The 20560-nt window shown below is 32.5% G+C and carries 20 protein-coding genes and 1 tRNA gene; 2 read left to right on the top strand and 19 right to left on the bottom strand.

The annotated features are described in order from the left end of the window. Nucleotides 1–144: 144 nt before the first annotated feature. The gene (locus tag B5D16_RS07905) at nt 145–1602 is read right to left on the bottom strand and encodes a GGDEF domain-containing protein (RefSeq protein WP_078766448.1); all 1458 of its coding nucleotides are present in this window, start codon (nt 1600–1602) and stop codon (nt 145–147) included. Nucleotides 1603–1817: 215 nt separating this feature from the next. Between B5D16_RS07905 and B5D16_RS07910 the strand changes: the two genes are divergently transcribed. Beyond that, nucleotides 1818–3221, top strand: a complete 1404-nt coding sequence (locus B5D16_RS07910) for a GGDEF domain-containing protein (RefSeq protein WP_078766449.1) — start codon at nt 1818–1820, stop codon at nt 3219–3221. Nucleotides 3222–3293: 72 nt separating this feature from the next. Here B5D16_RS07910 and B5D16_RS07915 read toward each other — a convergent pair whose 3' ends face one another. From B5D16_RS07915 to B5D16_RS07970, 13 genes are all read right to left on the bottom strand, one after another. Beyond that, on the bottom strand, nt 3294–4052 hold the full coding sequence (locus tag B5D16_RS07915) for a tRNA threonylcarbamoyladenosine dehydratase (RefSeq protein ID WP_078766450.1): 759 nt from the start codon (nt 4050–4052) through the stop codon (nt 3294–3296). A gap of 287 nt (nt 4053–4339) precedes the next feature. Further along, on the bottom strand, nt 4340–5389 hold the full coding sequence (rsmH, locus tag B5D16_RS07920; RefSeq protein WP_078766451.1) for a 16S rRNA (cytosine(1402)-N(4))-methyltransferase RsmH: 1050 nt from the start codon (nt 5387–5389) through the stop codon (nt 4340–4342). 53 nt (nt 5390–5442) lie between these two features. Continuing rightward, on the bottom strand, nt 5443–5961 hold the full coding sequence (locus B5D16_RS07925) for a GNAT family N-acetyltransferase (RefSeq protein ID WP_078766452.1): 519 nt from the start codon (nt 5959–5961) through the stop codon (nt 5443–5445). An 18-nt stretch (nt 5962–5979) separates the two neighbouring features. Continuing rightward, entirely contained in the window at nt 5980–6096 is a 117-nt protein-coding gene (locus tag B5D16_RS12400) for a NifB/NifX family molybdenum-iron cluster-binding protein (RefSeq protein ID WP_242943018.1), read from the bottom strand. Between the two features lie 45 nt (nt 6097–6141). Next, a complete protein-coding gene (locus tag B5D16_RS07930) occupies nt 6142–6654 on the bottom strand; it encodes a GNAT family N-acetyltransferase (protein ID WP_242943019.1) in 513 nt (170 codons plus the stop codon). Between the two features lie 125 nt (nt 6655–6779). Next, entirely contained in the window at nt 6780–7961 is a 1182-nt protein-coding gene (locus B5D16_RS07935; RefSeq protein WP_078766454.1) for an MFS transporter, read from the bottom strand. Between the two features lie 260 nt (nt 7962–8221). Then, nucleotides 8222–8851 (bottom strand): hypothetical protein, encoded by a 630-nt coding sequence (locus B5D16_RS07940; RefSeq protein ID WP_078766455.1) that lies wholly within the window; start codon nt 8849–8851, stop codon nt 8222–8224. A 41-nt stretch (nt 8852–8892) separates the two neighbouring features. Next, nucleotides 8893–9213, bottom strand: a complete 321-nt coding sequence (locus B5D16_RS07945; protein WP_078766456.1) for a hypothetical protein — start codon at nt 9211–9213, stop codon at nt 8893–8895. A 341-nt stretch (nt 9214–9554) separates the two neighbouring features. Next, a complete protein-coding gene (locus B5D16_RS07950; protein ID WP_078766457.1) occupies nt 9555–10574 on the bottom strand; it encodes a GGGtGRT protein in 1020 nt (339 codons plus the stop codon). Between the two features lie 20 nt (nt 10575–10594). Further along, a complete protein-coding gene (locus tag B5D16_RS07955; RefSeq protein WP_078766458.1) occupies nt 10595–11287 on the bottom strand; it encodes an iron-sulfur cluster assembly scaffold protein in 693 nt (230 codons plus the stop codon). Between the two features lie 310 nt (nt 11288–11597). After that, nucleotides 11598–12206 (bottom strand): HAD family hydrolase, encoded by a 609-nt coding sequence (locus B5D16_RS07960; RefSeq protein ID WP_078766459.1) that lies wholly within the window; start codon nt 12204–12206, stop codon nt 11598–11600. 341 nt (nt 12207–12547) lie between these two features. Beyond that, complete coding sequence (asd, locus tag B5D16_RS07965) at nt 12548–13633, bottom strand: aspartate-semialdehyde dehydrogenase (protein WP_078766460.1); 1086 nt, start codon at nt 13631–13633, stop codon at nt 12548–12550. Between the two features lie 80 nt (nt 13634–13713). Then, a tRNA-Thr gene (locus B5D16_RS07970) sits at nt 13714–13786 on the bottom strand. Between the two features lie 306 nt (nt 13787–14092). Here B5D16_RS07970 and htpG point away from each other — a divergent pair. Continuing rightward, nucleotides 14093–16078, top strand: a complete 1986-nt coding sequence (gene htpG, locus B5D16_RS07975; RefSeq protein WP_078766461.1) for a molecular chaperone HtpG — start codon at nt 14093–14095, stop codon at nt 16076–16078. Between the two features lie 56 nt (nt 16079–16134). Here htpG and B5D16_RS07980 read toward each other — a convergent pair whose 3' ends face one another. From B5D16_RS07980 to B5D16_RS08000, 5 genes are all read right to left on the bottom strand, one after another. Beyond that, nucleotides 16135–16815 carry a fibronectin type III domain-containing protein gene (locus B5D16_RS07980; protein ID WP_143405083.1) on the bottom strand — a complete coding sequence of 227 codons (681 nt, stop codon included), beginning with the start codon at nt 16813–16815 and terminating at the stop codon, nt 16135–16137. A 96-nt stretch (nt 16816–16911) separates the two neighbouring features. After that, nucleotides 16912–18159, bottom strand: a complete 1248-nt coding sequence (locus tag B5D16_RS07985) for an ion transporter (RefSeq protein WP_078766463.1) — start codon at nt 18157–18159, stop codon at nt 16912–16914. Between the two features lie 53 nt (nt 18160–18212). Then, complete coding sequence (locus B5D16_RS07990) at nt 18213–18872, bottom strand: hypothetical protein (protein WP_078766464.1); 660 nt, start codon at nt 18870–18872, stop codon at nt 18213–18215. Nucleotides 18873–18897: 25 nt separating this feature from the next. Next, nucleotides 18898–19578: a hypothetical protein gene (locus B5D16_RS07995; protein WP_078766465.1), complete on the bottom strand. Its 681-nt coding sequence runs from the start codon at nt 19576–19578 to the stop codon at nt 18898–18900. 70 nt (nt 19579–19648) lie between these two features. Next, the gene (locus B5D16_RS08000) at nt 19649–20554 is read right to left on the bottom strand and encodes an ATP-binding cassette domain-containing protein (protein WP_078766466.1); all 906 of its coding nucleotides are present in this window, start codon (nt 20552–20554) and stop codon (nt 19649–19651) included. Nucleotides 20555–20560: the final 6 nt, after the last annotated feature.

Genomic DNA, 20560 nt, shown 5'->3' on the forward strand with positions numbered 1-20560 from the left:
TCCTCTTTATATATTTCCTTTCATATTCTATCGTTGCATATACAACTTCTCTATTATATCACAAGATAACTTTTTATTTACAGTTTATTTCTATTTTCTAACTAAAAAGCGAGATAAACTAAATACGTTTTATCTCGCTTTACATTACTTACTATTTCTATACTTTAATTCAGGATACTTTTTATAATACTCTTCTTTATCTTTATACATCCTTTCATCTGCAATATGCATTGCTTCTCTAATATCTACATTGGAATTTCCGAAATAACTTCCTACCGCAACTTTAACCGTATCGGATTTTTCGCATACATCTCTTAAGTCATCGACTAAATTATTGAAATCTTGCTCAGTTTTTCCAACTACTAAAACAAGAAATTCATCTCCACCTACCCTGTATATTTCATTCTCCATAAATGTATCTCTAAGGACGCTTGCCGCAGCTTTAAGTAAGTTATCTCCTGCAATATGACCTTCTTTATCATTTACAGCCTTAAGACCATTCAAATCTACAAATGCAACACCATATTCCCCATTAAACGGACTATCTCCACTTACTATATCAGCAATTCGATTGTTCATGGCATTACGATTTAAAAGTCCTGTAAGAAGATCTGTATCACTAAGTATTTTCAGTTTTCTAAAAAGTTGATAATTCGAAATTTCTGCTGCTAAAATAAATGAAGTAACTTCTAGAATAGCCTTAATATTTAATGTATTATCGCTATTAAAATTAGTAACCCAAATATAACCTATTGTTTCTCCATTAGCTTTAAGTGGATAAATAACAAGATTATATACTCCAGCATACTTTAATGATGTATACCAAATAGGACTTATATCTTTCATCTTTTCAAGTTCATCTGCATCATGAACTATATAGCAATTACTGCCAGCAATCAAGTCTGCCCAGGTTTCCACAATATCGAAAAAAGCAATATCAGAATTATCATCTTCCATACTATGATCTTCTGCTGGATTTCTTAAATAACCACCTTCATCTATATATGATGCCATATCAGGTGTATGTTCATCAGGAGAAAGACTATCACATAACACTGAACAAGTTCTTGCTTTAAAATCAGTTAAAAGAATACACCCTCTATTAGCTTCGCAATCAGCTCTTATATCATCCATTATGCCTCTGATTGATTTTTTAAAATCATCAGTTTCTCTAAGTTTTAACGTAGTTCTAATAACTCTTGATGCTATATCAGGAGAAATATCCGCAAGTACATTAGCATCAACCTTAGGTGACATATCATACGAAAACATAAAATACTTTTTATCAACATCTTCAGAATCCATTGGCATAAGATACAATTCCATCCATGCATTATAGAATTCTGCATTTACATACGAATGAATCATTCTTTGTTCTAACACACATCTATAACTCATAGCCTCAAAATTCAAATCTTTTGGAATGTAGTTAGTATAAGGTTTTCCAGGTCTAAAATCTTCCCGTGACACATTTACTGATTTTAAATAAAGATCATTAGCAGCTTCTAAACATATATCCCCACATGAACCATCACTATTTATTTTTACTGATAGAACACTAGCAATCTTTTTCATGTGTTCAACAACTGGTCCGTAATTCAAACTACTCACCTCCCCTGTAAAACCCTCATTATTTTATAATTAACATATAGTAATATTGTACTATAAAAATAGTTTTTTTTAAAGGTTTTTTGGCAATTTTACTATTTTTTTCCAAAAAAATGGCTTAAATTTGTTTTTTTTATCTTTATTGTATGATAAAATACTTTTAGGTATATTTTGTTTTTACTTATTACAAAAAGCGGAGGAGTATATATATGGATTTTAGACAATTTTGTAATGGCTTTGGTGCCATGACCTGCGTTATTTCTGTTGAAGACCTAGGAGATGGTCGATATGGTAAAATTCGTATAGTTGACGGAAATGATGCATATATTTCATCTATTGAAAATCCTGCACCAGGTGTAGAAATGCTAGTTAAAAAATTTATTCCAAATTCGGAATATACAAATTATCTAACACGTGATTTAAATTTTGAAGATTACAGTTACAGGGCTGCTGTAGAAAGAAAATGTCTTCACTCATATGTAAAGCCTGATAGAATGCCAGGAGTATTATTTAATATGACATTTCTCCCAGTTGCATACGAAGAAGGAAATCTTAAATATTGTACATATACTATGGAGATTAACTTTGAAGCAGATTCAAAACGATTATCCAATATTTCTACAGATATAGCAACTGCGGTTCTTGAAACCAGTCTAAAACTTCGTATTGGAAAAGACTTTAAGTCTTCCATGGCTGAAGTAATTAAAGACATACGAGAACTCTGCGATGCTGAACACTGCTGTATACTTTTACTAGATCACTTTGAAAGAAAATGTTCTGTTCTTTGTGAATCATTTTCTGACAACACGGATCTTATTCCAATGGAGAACTACCTTGATGATAAGTTTTATGATATTACAGAAACTTGGAAAGATGTAATAGCTGGAAGCAACTGTGTTATTGCTAAAAATGATCAGGATATGGATGTTGTTAAAGAGCGTAGTCCAATATGGTACGAATCACTCTCAGCTGCTCGCGTTAAACGAATAGTTCTCTTTCCACTAAAATTTGGTGAAGAACTTTTAGGTTACATATGGGCTATAAACTTTGATCCTGAGAAAGCACCAAAGATAAAAGAAACTCTTGAAACAACAACATTTATTCTTGGTTCAGAAATTAATAGCTATCTTCTTATGGACAGGCTAAAAATTCTCAGTTCAAAAGATATGCTTACTGGTGTTATGAATCGAAATGAGATGAATAATCTTATCGATAAAATATATGCCGAAGATACAAACATTACCTCCGTCGGTGTTATTTTCACAGATCTTAATGGCCTTAAAACAGTTAACGACCAACAAGGTCATACAGCTGGAGATAATCTTTTAAAAAACGCCGCACGCGCGCTTGAAGAAGTATTTAATACCAAAAATATCTTTCGTGCAGGTGGTGACGAATTTACAGTTATTCTTACTAACATCAATGAAGAAAAAATACGACAGGATGTTGAAGATTTAAGCGTAGTTTCTGAAAGATACGGTGTTTGCTTTTCAATTGGTTCTAGTTTCACAGAGGATAATAGAAACATTAAAGATGCACTTAGAATAGCAGATGAACGCATGTATGAAGATAAAAAACATTATTACGAACTTCATCCAGATAAAATAAGATAATAAATAAAAATGGCAGAGGTTTATCTTGATATGCCTCTGTCATTTTTATTTATTTTTTCATTTTATATAATTCTAATTCAATCCAGTAAGATCCTTTATAACCTCACCACCTATAATAAGTCCAACAACAGAAGGAACAAATGATATGCTTCCAGGAATCTGTCTTCTTTCAAGACAAGTTCTTGCTGCATCCGGTGGACATATGCAATTAGTTCTACAACTTATAGTTGGATCATCTATAGGAGTCATTGCCTTTTCTTTTGAATAAACGACCTTAAGTTTTTTAACACCTCGTTTTTTCAATTCTCTTCTCATAACCTTAGCAAGAGGACAAATCGATGTTTTATAAATATCTGCGACTTCAAATGCTGTAGCATCTAATTTGTTACCTGCTCCCATAGAACTTATAATCGGTACACCTGCTTCTTGCGCTGCTAAAACTAACTGTATTTTACCTGTGACAGTATCAATAGCATCAACAACATAATCATAATCTTTAAAGTCAAACTGATTTGCTGTTTCTGGAAGATAAAATGTCTTATATGTATTAACCACAGCTTTAGGATTAATAGAAAGTATTCTTTCTTTTGCAACATCGACCTTATACTGTCCTACTGTTTTTACAGTTGCAATAATCTGTCTGTTTACATTGGTAAGACAAACTCTATCATCATCAATTAAATCAAATGTACCAACTCCACTCCTTGCAAGTGCTTCTACTGTATAACCACCAACACCACCTACTCCAAATATAGCCACTCTGCTTTTTTTCAAAATGTCCATATTATCTTTTCCAAGTAATAACTGTGTTCTAGAAAATTGATCCTGCATAAATATAACCTCATCATTTCATTTTTTTCTCAATCATTTATTCCTAACTTCTTTGCAAATTATTCTGGCTTTTGAAAAGACTCTCTATCCAATAAAAATAATACGTCCTTTACCTGATTCTCCACCATTGATAAATTCATCAATTAATCTAAAAGTACTCATATATATAACTTTGTCTGCTCTGCACCAAGTGTATTTTCCAGCAAAACTTCTAGGAATTTAGTCTTAAGCACTATCCATTCAACCCACTCTCCGGCACTGCCTTATAAATGGGTTATTTAATATAGTTATGCTTTAATTGCCCACCTCATCTTTGTAGATTTACTTCTAGGATTGATATGACATTCCTCTGCCGAAGGTCTAATAACATCCGTAGAGATATCACTAAAGGAACCTTCTTTATAGAGTTTCTTAAATGCTTTCTTAACGAGACGGTCTTCACCTGAGTGAAATGTAAGTATTGCAACTCTTCCGCCAGACTCAAGTACATTCGGTAGTTTTTCAAGGAATGAATATAATACTTCAAACTCACTATTAACATCTATTCTAAGAGCTTGAAATACTCTAGCACAACTCTTCTTTACTGCCTGATCTTTCTCATCCTTCGGAAGTTTCCACAGTGCATCTTCTATGGCATGTCTAAGTTCGGTGGTTGTATTCATAGGATTACCCTTCTTCATAAGACTAAACACCTTATTCGCTATCTCCTCGGCATATGGCTCATCAGAATTCTCTATAAGCATACCGATAAATTCATCTTTGGTTACATTACGTAATCTTTCAGCTGCCGATTCACCATGTTCAGGATCCAATCTCAAATCTAACGGTCCATCAATCTTATACGAGAAACCTCTCTCCGGATTATCTATCTGCATAGATGACACTCCCAGGTCTGCGAGGACAAAATCAAACTTGCCCGCTTCTTCAGATACCTTATCTATATTTGCAAAGTTGATTAGTCTGAACTTAAAGGAATCTTCACCATATCCAGAATTCCTTAGCCTTGCCACCGTTTTCTCTGACTCGATAGGATCCACATCTAATCCATAGATACATCCTTCTCCCTGCAAACACTCAAGCATCTTTCTTGTGTGCCCACCATAACCAAGAGTACAATCCAATCCTCTCTGCCCCGGCTTAATCTGAAGAAAATCCAAAATTTCTCGAACCATAATAGATATATGCATACCTGCCGGTGTGGATCCTTTAGCTATAACATGATCAACAATATCCTTGTATTTTTCAGGACTGTGTTCCTTATATTTTTCTTCAAACTTCTTAGGATACTTTCCAGAATAATGTACCCTTCTCTTGTGCTTTTTCTCTTCTGAACTCATTATAAAACTCCTATCATCCTAACTAATAAATTCATCTTCTCCACTATAGTATGTTAAAGTTTCTTTTGCATCCATAAAAGATCATACCATCTGTCAAACTTTTTTCCAATAGATTCCATGTGCGCAACCTTAGTAAATCCCATCTTTGAATGGAATTTGAAACTGTCATGAGATAAATACTCATCTTCCTTTTCACAATATGCCACACCAGCTAATATGTTCACTATCCCCTGCTCACGAAGTCTGTTTTCCAATTTTTCATAAAGAGCAGTACCTATCCCTTGTCTTCTATAATCCTTATCTAGATATATTGAAGTCGTAACAGTCCAAGCATATGCATCTCGAACACTATATGCACTCGCATATGCATAGCCAACAATTTTATTGTTTACTTCACATACCAGATAAGGATATTTTTCAACAATTTTGCTTATTCTATCTTCAAATTCTTCAATTGTTGGTACTGTATATTCAAATGAAACTGAAGTATTTAGTACATAATATGAGTATATCTCCACCAATTTTACAGCATCTTCTAAATGTGCCTCTCTTAATATAAAATCATTTGTCATATATTTTCGTTCCTCTCATTAATGACATCCACCATGCTCTGTTTCTCTTGTATCAATCACCTGTGAAGTCTTTACTTTTCCGTCTTCAACCTCATTAATCTTAAACTGTGGTGTCCTTCCAAAATGTGGAAACACTTCACAAACACCGATTTGTCTTAATCAGTTTTACTGTAATTAATCTTACACAGGGCACATCATCTGAAGGTCAAATGGTTCTTCTTCAGCAATTTCTTTTATTGGGTTAACTGTCAAATCACTCCCCATCACTCTGTAAAACGCAATCGTCTCCTCTGAAGAGCAAGCAGATATGTACAAAGCTTCCGCACCATTTTTTCTTGCTTCATCTTTTCCTACTTCAAATAATCGTCTGCCGATGCCTAGACCTCTACATTCAGAAGATACCTGCATCATATCAAGAATCATATATCGACCTTTTAGCTGTTTTAATAGTCCTATAAAACCAACAACTCTATCATTATCTAATGCAATGTATGTAATATATTCATCACTGCTTATTTGCTTGGCTACTGAACGTTTTTTATTTAGATCCCAATCTTCGGTATATTTGCATTCAATCAATATATATTCCCCGTCAATTCTGCGATATACCTTATTTACATCCTGTTTTCTGTTATATGAATCCAATGAATTTATAGAGAAATTCTTTTCTGATAATAATTCTATTTTAATCAAATAATAAACCTCCTTGCTTCTAGACATTTATACGATTGAAAATAAATATTTACAATCCCTTCCATGATTACTCTTCTTCTATTACCATCACATCAACCCGGCGAAGCTTAAATTTGAATAATTTACTACCTATACTTTTTTCGAACATACAGAACCGAGATTACCAAAACAATAGGAAAACCGATTCCTGCTAAAACCCCTACCTGCAGATTATTTGCTGCTTTCTGAGAAACATTACCAATGATTGCAGGCCCTACAGCTCCACCTAAATCTCCTGCCAAAGCAAGAAGAGCAAACATTGCTGTACCACCCGTAGGAAGTATCTGAGATGAAATACTGATGGAGCCGGGCCACATAATGCCTACAGAAAATCCGCACAAAGCACAACCTATTAATCCCGCCAACGGAGCCCCTGATAATCCTGCAACCAGGTAACAAACCAGACACATTACTCCTGAAGCCACCATAAATATAGTCAAATCAACTTTTTCACCAAATTTCCCATAAAGCAATCTGCTAATCCCCATGCATACTGCAAAACCACAAGGGCCAGCCAAATCGCCAACTGTTTTGGAGACATGCAATGCTGATTCAGCAAAAGCCGATGCCCACTGACCCATCGCTATTTCTGATGAACCAGCACAAACCATCAAAACAATAAAAACCCAAAACACTTTTGTTTTGAAGAGTTCAAGCATTGTCATACTTTTGCCATCTTCAACCAATGGTTCTATTGGACAGGTTGCAAAATTGTAAATATTATAAAATGGTATAATTGACCATATAAGTGCCATTATTCTCCAATGTTCTATACCAAAGACAGTAAAAAAAATTGTAGAGCAAAGTACAACACCAACCCATCCCCAACAGTAAAAGGAGTGCAAAAGACTCATCATAGAATCCTTATTCTCAAAGGGGCATGCTTCTATGATTGGACTTGCAAGCACCTCTGTCAAACCACTCCCTATAGCATAAATAATGACGCATCCAAGTATTCCATAAAATGGTACCGGTAATAAATCAGGTAGGAACGCTAATCCTGCAAGACCTAGCCCTGAAGTGATCTCTGCTGCTATGATGCATACTCTGTATCCCAATTTTTCTACTATTCCAGCACATAAGAAATCAACTATCAACTGAGTAACAAAGAAACATGATGATATAAGCGCAAGCATCCCAAAAGATATATCATAGGCATTGTGAAATGTTATAAACAACAACGGGACATAATTAGCACATATAGCCTGCGTTACAAATCCCAAATAGCATGCAAGCTGTGTTTTTTTGTAATTCTTCTTTAATACCATTATTATTCGCCTCACGTACATTTAACTGAAATTTAACCTTACATCACACCCATTTTACCACATAATATATTTAAGCACAAAAAATTTACTTCCTTTCAATCCCAAAACAACGCCTTCTACTCTACTGAATAGTAAAAAATAAGTATTTGCTTAATTCCTTTACATATTAATAAACCTGACCCAAAGGCCAGGTTTATTAAATTTTTTGTCTTACTTATATAAATTTCTATTTTTGCCAAGTTAGCTTCCGAGAATAATTTCTAGCAAACTGAATTAAATGAAACGCTTGGTTCTTGCGTACTAAATTCAACAGTTACAATAATATCAAAATCTATGAGAGGTTCCGGGTTTTCCATAGCATCAATACCAATAAAAATATCTATATGATCATCATATATAGATACACCTACAACATACCAGTTTTCTTTTAAATAGTCCAAACTAAATTCTTCCTTTAGACTTTCTTCACTATAATCTTCAAAGAACTCTATGAAATCATTATATATTATGTTATAACATGCTTCCATTATTTGATTATCATTTCTATAAATCTTTTCCAAAGAGGCAAGAACATAGTCTAAATTATCTTCTTTCACAAGAAACTCATACCTGTCATAAGGGGTAGCATCTTTCTTACCGAATGACTTATTATCAAATCCACAAACTACATCTATATAATAAGGATTTTCAGAACTTGAATCCTTTATCAGTATTCCATTTCCAAAATAAGAGTTTTCAATCTCAACACCAGATAAATCTTTCTCATTATAATTAAGATGTTTTATAGATTTTAGATGTTTTATTTTCTTATTAATCTGCTTATTTCTTTCTTTTTGTTCTTCTGTTAATTCAGACTTTTCTGTCTTAAATAAATTACTTAAAAATGACACAATAAAATCTCCTTTTATCAACAAACATTATATTTATTAATCTATTTTCCCATGTATTCACCCATCGTCAGAAATAATAAACTTAATGCCATAATTACTAAACTTATTACTTCTTTTATCACACTCTTATCTTTTGTTTCTTTATAGTATAAATACTTTTCCAATACTTCTGAAATTGTTAAAATAGTCATGATTCCAAAAGCAAACTTATTCTCTGAAACAATAAAATTAAATATGCAAAAAAGCATTAATAAACATTGTGTCCAATTCCATACGACATGGCTATTTCTTTCTTTTATTATTCGTTTATTTTTCCATTCATTTAATACTTCTTCTTTAGTCATAATATCCTTACAAGCCATATTTCCTCCTACTATCATTTTCAAATCATTATTTGCCTTAAATATTATAACATAGATAATAACTTTTAACTTTATATTTTATAAAATTTCATCTTAAAAACACCTATTTTCAGGCATTGATAAATTTGTATTTACTTGGTATTTTACCAAAATTAAGAGCAAATGGATTTCTTTTATTCATATTATATTTCCCCTTTCTCCATTCTTACTATTATAATATACCAGTTAAAATATAATTTGATATAATTTAATATAATTGTACGAATTCAAATATAAAAAAACCTATACTCCCAAACGAGAGTATAGGTTTATAATCATAACAATATATCTAATTAAAATTATTAGAATTTGCCAGCTTTTGCAGCTTCTTCAATAGAAACAGCTGTTGATACTGTCATACCAACCATTGGGTTGTTACCAGCACCGATAAGACCCATCATTTCTACGTGAGCAGGAACTGATGAAGAACCAGCGAACTGTGCATCACTATGCATACGACCAAGTGTATCTGTCATACCATATGAAGCAGGACCAGCTGCCATGTTATCTGGATGAAGTGTACGTCCTGTACCACCACCTGATGCTACTGAGAAGTACTTCTTACCTTCTTCAAGTCTTTCTTTCTTATATGTACCTGCTACTGGATGCTGGAATCTTGTAGGGTTAGTTGAGTTACCTGTGATAGATACGTCAACGTTTTCCTTCCACATGATTGCAACGCCTTCTGGAACTGAGTTAGCACCATAGCAGTTAACCTTAGCACGTGGAGAATCAGCATCTTTTGAGTAACACTTACGTGATACTTCTTTTACTGTATTTGTATATGGATCATATTCTGTTTCAACGAATGTGAATCCATTGATACGTGAAATAATCTGAGCAGCATCCTTACCAAGACCGTTAAGGATAACTCTAAGAGGTTTCTGACGAACCTTATTAGCTTTTTCTGCGATACCAATAGCACCTTCAGCTGCAGCAAATGATTCGTGTCCAGCAAGGAATGCGAAACATTCTGTGTCTTCTTCAAGAAGCATCTTACCAAGGTTACCATGTCCAAGACCAACCTTACGTGTATCAGCAACTGATCCTGGAATACAGAAAGCCTGAAGGCCTTCGCCGATTGCAGCTGCAGCATCAGCTGCTTTTCTACAATTCTTCTTTATAGCAATAGCAGCACCTACTGTGTAAGCCCACTTTGCATTTTCAAAACAGATAGGCTGAATACCTTCGATTAAGTTATAAACGTCGATACCTGCAGCTTCTGTGATTTCTTTACATTCTTCAATTGATGAGATACCATACTCCTTAAGACAAGCAAGGATCTGAGGCTCTCTTCTTTCATATGATTCAAATAATGCCATAATAAAATTCCTCCTATTCCTTATTCATGTCTTGGGTCAATGAGTCTAGCAGCATCAGCAACACGACCATACTGACCTTTTGCTTTTTCTAAAGCTGTGTTAGCATCATCACCGGCTTTGATGAAGTCCATCATCTTACCAAAGTTTACATACTTATATCCAATGATTTCGTCGTCTTCGTCAAGAGCAACGTCTGTGATATAACCATCTGTAAGTTCAAGGTAACGAGGTCCCTTTTCAAGTGTACCGTATGTTGTACCAACCATTGAACGAGTTCCTTTACCAAGATCTTCAAGACCAGCACCGATCTGAAGACCACCTTCTGAGAATGCACTCTGTGTTCTACCATATACGATCTGAAGGAATAACTCTCTCATAGCTGTATTGATAGCATCACATACAAGGTCTGTATTAAGTGCTTCTAAAACTGTAAGTCCTGGTAAAATTTCTGAAGCCATAGCTGCTGAATGTGTCATACCTGAACAACCAATTGTTTCAACTAATGCCTCCTGAATAATACCATCTTTTACATTAAGGGATAACTTACAACATCCCTGCTGAGGTGCACACCAGCCAATACCATGTGTATAGCCTGAAATGTCCTCAACCTTTTTAGCCTGTACCCACTTAGCTTCTTCCGGAATAGGTGCAGCGCCATGATGTACTCCCTGATGAACAGGGCACATATTCTTAACTTCTGTTGAGTAAATCATATGATCCTCCTTATTTTGTTTTTTTAGGGATTAAAATTAATCATCTTAAATAGTACCATAAGTGATACTTTTTATCAAGTAAAGAGTTAAATTTTTCACATAATCTCAACATATATAAAACTACTTTTTTCCATATAAGTAAAAAAGTAGAAATAATACCTATTACTGATATCATTTCTACTTTTATACTTAATATTTTATATTATATATCATTTATAATTTTTATTTTGATAAAGAAAATTTCATCATATTTATATTTAAATTATACATAATTCATCATATATAACTTATTTTTCATTATGCAAACTCATCATCCATAATTAATATATCTAGCGAGGTCATCTTTTAACTGCTCAAGATTCTCAAAAAGAACTGCCTTCATACCAGCATCTTTCGCTCCATCTATATTAAGCTGTCTATCATCAACAAATAAGCATTCAGAAAGATCAACACCAAATTTACTTTCTAATAATTTATATATTTTTACATCAGGTTTAACTACCTTTTCAAAACCAGATATGATTTTTCCATCGGCATATTTTAAGAATCTAAATTTTGGCCAATGTAAATTAGCTAGTTCAACAGGATAATTAGATAGTATATATACCTTATAACCTGCATACTTAATTGACCTAATAAGTTCTTCAGCGTAATCATACTCTTCTACTATGTATTCAATATTATCCCAAAATCGGTCAATTTCCTCATCGTGGTTTTTTATTTCATCCTTGAATATTTCTTTAGCTTTTTCATATGTAAGTAAACCCATATCAAGTTCATTCCAATGCGGAGACATAATCATGTTCTTAGTAAACAATTCAACTGTCTCTTCATCAAAGCCTAAATTTCTCATATAACTCTTATAACAAAAATCTACTAACACATCTCCTACATCAAAAACTATATTTTTTATACTCATCTACTTCCTCCATCTATTAAGATGTAAGGCATATACCAAATAATATATTACCTCATCAAAAAACTACAAAACATACATTCATTTATAAAATATAATCATATATATCATTCTTACGGTATCTTAAAATATTTGTTTATTATATATCTCGTGAATACGCGGATTCCATTTAACGATTACTATCAGTTTCTAATTACACATTGTACTACACTTTTTTCTTTTTTGCTATATAAAACATAAAGAAAATAATAATTATCAACAAAAAACCACAGTGATCTCACTGTGGTTTAAAAATCTTTTTTATATAACCAGATAACACTTAGTATCATTATACTACTATCTAATTATTTTGCTTCAATATATCCCTTAGCTACAAGTGTTTCTGCACAAAGAACTGCACCACCTGCTGCACCTCTAAGTGTATTATGTGAAAGACCAACGAATTTATAATCATAAACTGTGTCTTCACGAAGACGTCCAACTGATACGCCCATACCACCTTCATAATCTACATCAAGAGCTACCTGTGGTCTGTTATCTTCTTCTAAGTACTGGATAAACTGCTTTGGAGCACTTGGAAGATTAAGTTCCTGTGGAATGCCCTTGAAGTTAACCATAGCTTCAATAAGTTCTTCCTTTGTAGGCTTCTTAGCAAATTTAACAAATACTGCAGCTGTATGACCATTAAGAACTGGTACTCTGATACACTGTGTTGTAATAACAGGACCATCTGCTTTTACAATAACACCATCTTTGATTTCACCCCAAAGACGAAGTGGTTCCTGTTCACTCTTTTCTTCTTCACCACCGATGAATGGAATGATGTTTCCAACCATCTCTGGCCAATCCTTAAATGTTTTACCTGCACCTGAAATAGCCTGATATGTTGTAGCAACAACTTCAACTGGTTCAAACTTCTTCCAAGCTGTAAGAACTGGTGCATAACTCTGAATTGAACAGTTAGGTTTAACTGCAACAAATCCCTTCTTTGTGCCAAGTCTTTCTCTCTGATATTTAATAACCTCAAAATGTTCTGGGTTGATTTCTGGTACTACCATAGGAACATCAGGTGTCCATCTATGAGCGCTGTTATTTGAAACAACTGGCGTTTCTGTTTTAGCATACTCTTCTTCAATTGCCTTAATTTCATCTTTAGACATGTCTACTGCACTGAATACAAAATCAACTTCTGCAGCAACTTTCTCTACTTCATTAACATTGGCAACGATTAATTTCTTTACTGCCTCCGGCATTGGAGTATCCATCTTCCATCTGTCACCAACAGCTTCTTCATATGTCTTACCTGCTGAACGTGGACTTGCTGCAACAGTAACTACTTCAAACCAAGGATGGTTTTCTAAGATAGAAATGAATCTCTGTCCTACCATACCTGTTGCTCCAAGGATACCTACTCTAAGTTTCTTATCCATAGCTTCTTCCTCCTAACTCTTCTTTATTAATGATCCAACGTCATTAATTCCACTATGTTTGTTACCTTTTTATTTCTAAAAGCTCCCGGCCGGACTCGAACCGGCGACCCACGCATTACGAATGCGTTGCTCTACCAACTGAGCCACGGAAGCTTACCATCAAAAAAGCATACTCTAATTTACTATATTGAGTTGCAAATGTCAATATGTAAACTATACATAAATATATAAGAAATATACCTTCTAGTATCAAATATATATAATAAGCTTACATAAATCATCAATCATCAGCAAACGCATTTGTTAGCACTCTTTGCCTTTGAGTGCTAAATTTTGCTTGACTTTTATAATTATATTGATATACTTATATTTAGTGGTTATTTTAACGTATTTTTTTAATAGAATAATCACAATTAATTTTGATTTAACAAAGAAAATAAATATAAGAGGTGATTAATTATGGCAAAACAAGGAAGCTTGTCAATTAATAGTGAAAACTTATTTCCTATCATTAAAAAATGGTTATATTCAGACCATGACATTTTTATTAGAGAGTTAATTTCTAATGGATGTGATGCAATAACAAAATTAAAAAAGTTAGAACTTATGGGTGAATACACTGCACCTGAAGATAATAAATACCAAGTTAAGGTTATTGCAGATTCCGAAAACAAGACATTAACATTTGTTGATAACGGTATCGGTATGACAGCTGATGAGGTTGAAGAATATATTAACCAAATCGCTTTTTCTGGTGCTGAAGCATTTATTGAAAAATATAAAGATAAAGCTAATGATGATCAGATTATCGGTCACTTTGGTTTAGGTTTCTATTCAGCTTTCATGGTTGCTGACCATGTTACCATTGAAACGCTTTCTTATAAAGATGGTGCTAAGGCTGTTAAATGGGATTGTGATGGTGGTACTGAATTTACTATGGATGATTCAGATAAAACTGAACGTGGTACTACTATTACTCTTTACTTAAATGAAGATTCATTAGAATTTGCTAATGAATACAGAGCTAGAGAAGTTTTAGATAAGTACTGCTCATTTATGCCGGTTGAAATTTTCCTTGAAAATCCTAATAGTGAAGATAAGTATGAAACAATTGATGAAGCTGATGTTTTAGATACTGATACAGTTATTGAAACAATCGTTGAGGAAGCTAAAACTGAAGAAGTTGAAAATGAAGACGGTACAAAGGAAGTTAAGGAGATTTCTCCTGCTAAGAATAAAGCTAAGATTTTAAAGAGACCTGTTGCAGTTAATGATGTAAATCCACTTTGGAACAAGCATCCTAATGATTGTACTAAGGAAGAATACATTGATTTTTATAGAAAAGTATTTAATGATTTTAAGGAACCTTTATTCTGGATTCATCTAAATATGGATTATCCATTTAACTTAAAAGGTATCTTATACTTCCCTAAAATCAATACAGAATATGAATCGGTTGAAGGTACTATTAAGCTATATAACAACCAGGTATTCATTGCTGATAACATTAAGGAAGTTATTCCTGAATTCTTAATGCTTCTTAAGGGTGTTATTGATTGTCCTGATCTTCCACTTAATGTTTCAAGATCAGCTCTTCAGAACGATGGATTTGTTAAAAAGATTTCTGACTACATTACAAAGAAAGTTGCTGATAAACTTTCAGGTATGTGTAAGACAGATAGAGAATCATATGAAAAATATTGGGATGACATTAGTCCATTCATCAAGTATGGTTGTATTAGAAATGAAAAATTCAAAGAGAAGATTTCAGACTATGTTCTCTTTAAAAACATTGATGATAAATACCTTACATTCAAGGATGCCCTTGAAGAGAATAAGGAAAAACATGAAAATACTATCTTCTATGTTGATGATGTTAATCAGCAGAGCCAGTACATCAACATGTTTAAGGAAGAAGGTCTTGATGCCGTAGTTTTAGATCATAACATCGATACAGCTTTTATCTCAATGCTTGAACAGGGTAATGAAGGTGTTAAGTTCTTAAGAATTGATGCTGATGTAACAGATAACTTTAAGGAAGAAACATCAGAAGATGAGCTTAAAGAAACTAATGAAAAATTAAGTGAAATCTTTAAGAAAGCATTAGATAATAAAGACTTAGTAGTAAAAGCGGAAAAACTAAAGAATGAAAATATTTCTTCAATGATTACAATGTCTGAAGAAGGCAGACGTATGAAGGATATGATGAAGATGTATAATCTCTATGGTATGGATATGCCTATGAAAGATCAGTTTACATTAATCCTTAATGCAAATAACTCACTTGTTAAATACATCTTAGATAATCCAGAAAGTGATAATTCTACTCTCATTGCAAAACAGCTCTTTGATCTTGCAATGATTCAGAATAAGCCACTTGAACCATCAGAGATGACTGCTTTCATAGAAAGAAGTAATGAAATTCTTAACTTAATTGCAAAATAAATAATACTATAAAAGCCACCAGATATTATTCTGGTGGCTTAATTAATTCATTTTAATTAATATGTTGAAATGTATGCCTGTACACTTTCTTCCATCGGTGTTTTTAACACTCTATTTCCAACTTTAGCAACGGCACGAACTCTAACATAATATGTACGTCCTTTTTTTAGTTTTTTCTTTCTAAACTTTGTAATTGTAAATGTATTTTTATTCTTCTTTACTGTTTTTACTTTTTTAAAACCTGTTCTATCTGCAGTAGACATATATATCTCATACTTTGTAGCACCTTTTATCTTATTCCAAGTAACTTTAATTTTCTTCTTTTTATTTACAACATATCCTTCTGTTTCTACATCCTGATGAGATAAATCTTTTGCAAAATATCCATAATCTGACCATTCGCCATAATATTTCTTTTCATTTTCATCTTTTACATAAGCTCTAACCCTTACTCTGTAAAAATTCTTTTCACATGGGATTTCACAATAACAATCATCTTTTATGTCTTTGACAGTTGTTTTCTTTCCACTAGCATATGCATATTCTATTTCATATCCGTCAATAGACAAATCTGGTTCCCATTCGAGTAAAACAGAACCTCCATCATACGTTGAAGAATAATGTGGTGTTTCTAATTTAGCTGGAATTTTAATATCATCAGCACTTACAACACCAACACTTCCAACACATAAAGCTACTGAAGTAATAATAATTCCTAATTTCTTGACTAATTTCATTTTTCTTTCCTTTCTTTTCACTTTCTTTTTATTACCCTCATAATTATAAAGGTTCACTTTAAGTGAACCTTTATAATTATATATCATTTATTTTTATTATTCAACATCATTATGATTCTCATCACTCTCATAGTTATAAAGTTCTCCATAATCATCTTTCATGTTCTTTATACTTGAATATACAAGAATCTTATCCCCTTCTTTAAGAATAAACTTACTAGAAGGTTTATAGACATTATCTCCACGTTTAATCATTACAACATGTGTCTGTCTTGAAATATCAATATCCTTAAGCATCTGTCCAACCCATCTATGCTTGGCTAACATCTCAATCTCTCTTAACTGTAATTTGTATTCATTATCCTTATCATCAGCACTTATAACAATATTATCACCCTTATCAAGAACAACATCTTCATTAGGCATAACCGTTTTTCTTCCTCTTATCACAAATGCTATTGAGCTTTTCTTAGGTAGCGTAATTTCACTTATTTTCTTTCCTATAAGGATATCTCCCTCTACAAGATTAATATTAATAAAATTAACATCTTCTTCTCTTGCATATTCACCAACTCTTTTTATTTTCCCATACTGTTCAACGAATCCAGCAGAAATAATACCAGTTGGAATAGCAACCATACCAACGCCTAAGAAAGCTATAATTATTCCAAATGCCTTACCTGCTGTTGTGATTGGATAAATATCTCCATATCCAACTGTAAGAAGCGTCGATGTAGCCCACCATAATCCAGAAAATGCATTTTCAAACACATCTGGTTGTGCCTCATGTTCAAGACTATACATACATAAACTTGACCCCATCATAAGTACGAGTATTATAAAAATACTTGAGAATAACTGTTGCTTCTTTGCAAGTATAACATCCCTAATTACATTAATTGAATCATAATATGCATTAACTCTAAAAAGTCGTAATATTCTTACTACCCTTATCATACGAAATGCAACTGCGCCTGCCGGGAACACAACTGGCAAATAATATGGTAAAAATGATAACAAATCGACTAATCCAAAGAATGAAAAAACGTAGCTCCTTATTGCTCCTAATTCACTTTCCATCGGATAAGCATATTTTGCTGATATCAATCTTAAGACATAATCAATAGCAAATATAGCCATCGTTATGGATTCAATCAATATAAATATATCTTTATAAGAACGATATTGATCAAATGTTGAAAGAATAGCAACAGCCAAATTAAGTATAAGCGCCACCGTACTTACAATATCATAAAATTGATTTATAGGTTTATCAACAACACCTACAGAAACCATATCAAATATTGATTTTCTTATATTACTTTTTTTATTAGCAGTACTCATGGTCCTTCCTTCCAGTTTAAATATATCTAATACTTCAATAAAAATACCATTAATTAAACTATAATGTTTTCTTGTTTATTAACAGTATCATACATCCTTCTTGGATATGGTATATTATATGTCAAATATAATACAACATAAGTGAAAATACCAATTAATATTATACCAAAATAACCTACCAATGCAAAATGATAAACTGAAAACTCTTCAACAAAATCATCCATTCCATGCGTTAACAAGTAATCTGTTATATCCTTATTTGATGTTATAACTGCTGCAACTACTCCTAACGAAAAGAAAGTAACAACTGGTTTTTTTATGCCTATACACATATACACCTGATACGCAAACATCAATGCTAAGAAATACATAACTTCATTCTTCACAGCATCTGCTGGAAGATTATAATAGTCATAACATATACCTCTAAATAATACATACACTGTAAACACACTTAAATATGCAAATGTACAAATCATAGTTATCCCAATTGTTGAGGCCTTTTTAATTCCAGGAAAAACTGAAACATAACCTGCCACTGTAATATTTAAAAATCCATTTAATATTAATACCGTAGCAGCCATAGGCCATATGAATAAACTACCACGTCCTCTTATATCAAAAAAACCAAATGCTCCCAATAAGTAAAACACAATTGCCAATTTATAATTTAAATTTTCGCGTGGTACATACTTATATATTCCTAAATACATTAAAACCAACTCCTTAAATTAACTATTAATCCTTTGCCCAATTCTTTCGTATATTCTTTTTTATTGATCTTACATTAATTATAGAAAATACCAATGCAAAAATGCTCTGATAAAATACATTTTTATAAGTAATCCAACTTGATATTGAAATACCTAAAAACATTGGAATTAAAGCTGTATACAAAAATGCCATCATCCATAACATATGCGCCCAATTCATAAAATGTCTAACAACCCAAGTACTAAACTGAATCAACAAAATACTATTAATAACAAGACTTAAAATATTAGCAAAACTAAAGGATGTTTCTTTATACATAGGCGGAAAACCATAATAACTAATAATTGCTGTAAGCCCTCCCACAAAAAGCATTAATAAGTTTTTACAAATTGCATCAGCTAAAACCGTCTGTTCAATAATCTTTTTACCGTTTTCTGACATTAAAAGAAAACTTTCATACCGGTTTTCCTTACTATATATTCCTTTAAAAACCGTAATATCAACTACAACTATCGTATAAACCATTGCAATTGGACACATAGAAATAAACCTAACAAACATATCGACTATTTCCTCATGCGTATTAGGCAAAAATGGTCTATAAATCATCATCGCAATTTCTCCAGATAATATAGAAAATGGTAATATTCCATATATTATTAATCTATATATAAATGGAGTATAATTTCTATAACTTTTAATCATATAATCTCCCCAACTCTAATTATCTTCTATTTCTAAATCCATATATACTTAAAACTCCTAAGTATATGCTTTATAAATCAGGAATGACAATCTTACTCTTTCCTTTCATAATAGCAACACTAATTTGATATAAAGTTGGAATAAAACTTTCAATGTTAATATTTTTTATTTGCTCCATATTTTCAGATAAAATAACACCTTCAAATCCATCGTTAGTTCTAATCAAATTAAGGGCATTAGGTAATACTTTATCAAAATCCTCATCCTTTCCCTTAATAAATCTATATTTCTCTTTGATGTCTTTTGAATATCCCTGTTCAACAATTTTTCCCTTTTCCATAATCATAATATAATCCGTAACATTCTCCATGTCTGAAATATTATGAGTCGAAAAGAAAACAGTTCGTTCACCCTGTCCTGCTTTAATATACTTTCTAATCATTTCTGATAATGCATCTCTCATAAGAGGATCAAGTGGAGATGCCGGTTCATCCATGATAAGTAATTTTGTATCCCTAGCAAATACACATGCTAACTGAAGTTTAACTTTATTACCATCGGATAATTTTGAATTTGGTTTTGCCGGCTTCATAAAAATATCATAATCCAAATCCAAGCTTCTAGCGATATTCATAAACTTGTCCTCATTAAAATCCTTATACATTATCTTTGATAATTCCCTTATTTGATTACCGGTCCATGATGGAATAAAATACATTCCCGTACCTGTATAACCAATCAAATCTCTAAGTCCCTTATCCTCAATATTATTATATTTATCAAAATAAGTTAAACTACCTTTATAATCTCTTCTAATTCCTGACAAAATATTAAGAAGTGTGGATTTACCAGCGCCATTCTCTCCAACAAGCGCAGTAGCACAACCTTTCGGAATACCAAACTCCGTAAGGTTAAGCTCAAAATCTCCAAACTTCTTACTTAAATTATCTGATTTAATTACATAATTTCCTGTCATATAATA

This window comes from Eubacterium uniforme (assembly GCF_900167115.1).
GTDB lineage: Bacteria > Bacillota > Clostridia > Lachnospirales > Lachnospiraceae > Eubacterium_S > Eubacterium_S uniforme.

Bases quoted from the DNA above. Each gene is read 5' to 3' on its own strand.
- B5D16_RS07960 (WP_078766459.1), bottom strand. From the start codon at position 12,206: ATGAGTATAAAAAATATAGTTTTTGATGTAGGAGATGTGTTAGTAGAT.
- B5D16_RS07935 (WP_078766454.1), bottom strand. From the start codon at position 7,961: ATGGTATTAAAGAAGAATTACAAAAAAACACAGCTTGCATGCTATTTG.
- htpG (WP_078766461.1), top strand. From the start codon at position 14,093: ATGGCAAAACAAGGAAGCTTGTCAATTAATAGTGAAAACTTATTTCCT.
- B5D16_RS07950 (WP_078766457.1), bottom strand. From the start codon at position 10,574: ATGGCATTATTTGAATCATATGAAAGAAGAGAGCCTCAGATCCTTGCT.
- B5D16_RS07985 (WP_078766463.1), bottom strand. From the start codon at position 18,159: ATGAGTACTGCTAATAAAAAAAGTAATATAAGAAAATCAATATTTGAT.
- B5D16_RS07915 (WP_078766450.1), bottom strand. From the start codon at position 4,052: ATGCAGGATCAATTTTCTAGAACACAGTTATTACTTGGAAAAGATAAT.
- B5D16_RS07925 (WP_078766452.1), bottom strand. From the start codon at position 5,961: ATGACAAATGATTTTATATTAAGAGAGGCACATTTAGAAGATGCTGTA.
- rsmH (WP_078766451.1), bottom strand. From the start codon at position 5,389: ATGAGTTCAGAAGAGAAAAAGCACAAGAGAAGGGTACATTATTCTGGA.
- B5D16_RS08000 (WP_078766466.1), bottom strand. From the start codon at position 20,554: ATGACAGGAAATTATGTAATTAAATCAGATAATTTAAGTAAGAAGTTT.
- B5D16_RS07955 (WP_078766458.1), bottom strand. From the start codon at position 11,287: ATGATTTACTCAACAGAAGTTAAGAATATGTGCCCTGTTCATCAGGGA.
- B5D16_RS07990 (WP_078766464.1), bottom strand. From the start codon at position 18,872: ATGTATTTAGGAATATATAAGTATGTACCACGCGAAAATTTAAATTAT.
- B5D16_RS07910 (WP_078766449.1), top strand. From the start codon at position 1,818: ATGGATTTTAGACAATTTTGTAATGGCTTTGGTGCCATGACCTGCGTT.
- asd (WP_078766460.1), bottom strand. From the start codon at position 13,633: ATGGATAAGAAACTTAGAGTAGGTATCCTTGGAGCAACAGGTATGGTA.
- B5D16_RS07980 (WP_143405083.1), bottom strand. From the start codon at position 16,815: ATGAAATTAGTCAAGAAATTAGGAATTATTATTACTTCAGTAGCTTTA.
- B5D16_RS07945 (WP_078766456.1), bottom strand. From the start codon at position 9,213: ATGGCTTGTAAGGATATTATGACTAAAGAAGAAGTATTAAATGAATGG.
- B5D16_RS07995 (WP_078766465.1), bottom strand. From the start codon at position 19,578: ATGATTAAAAGTTATAGAAATTATACTCCATTTATATATAGATTAATA.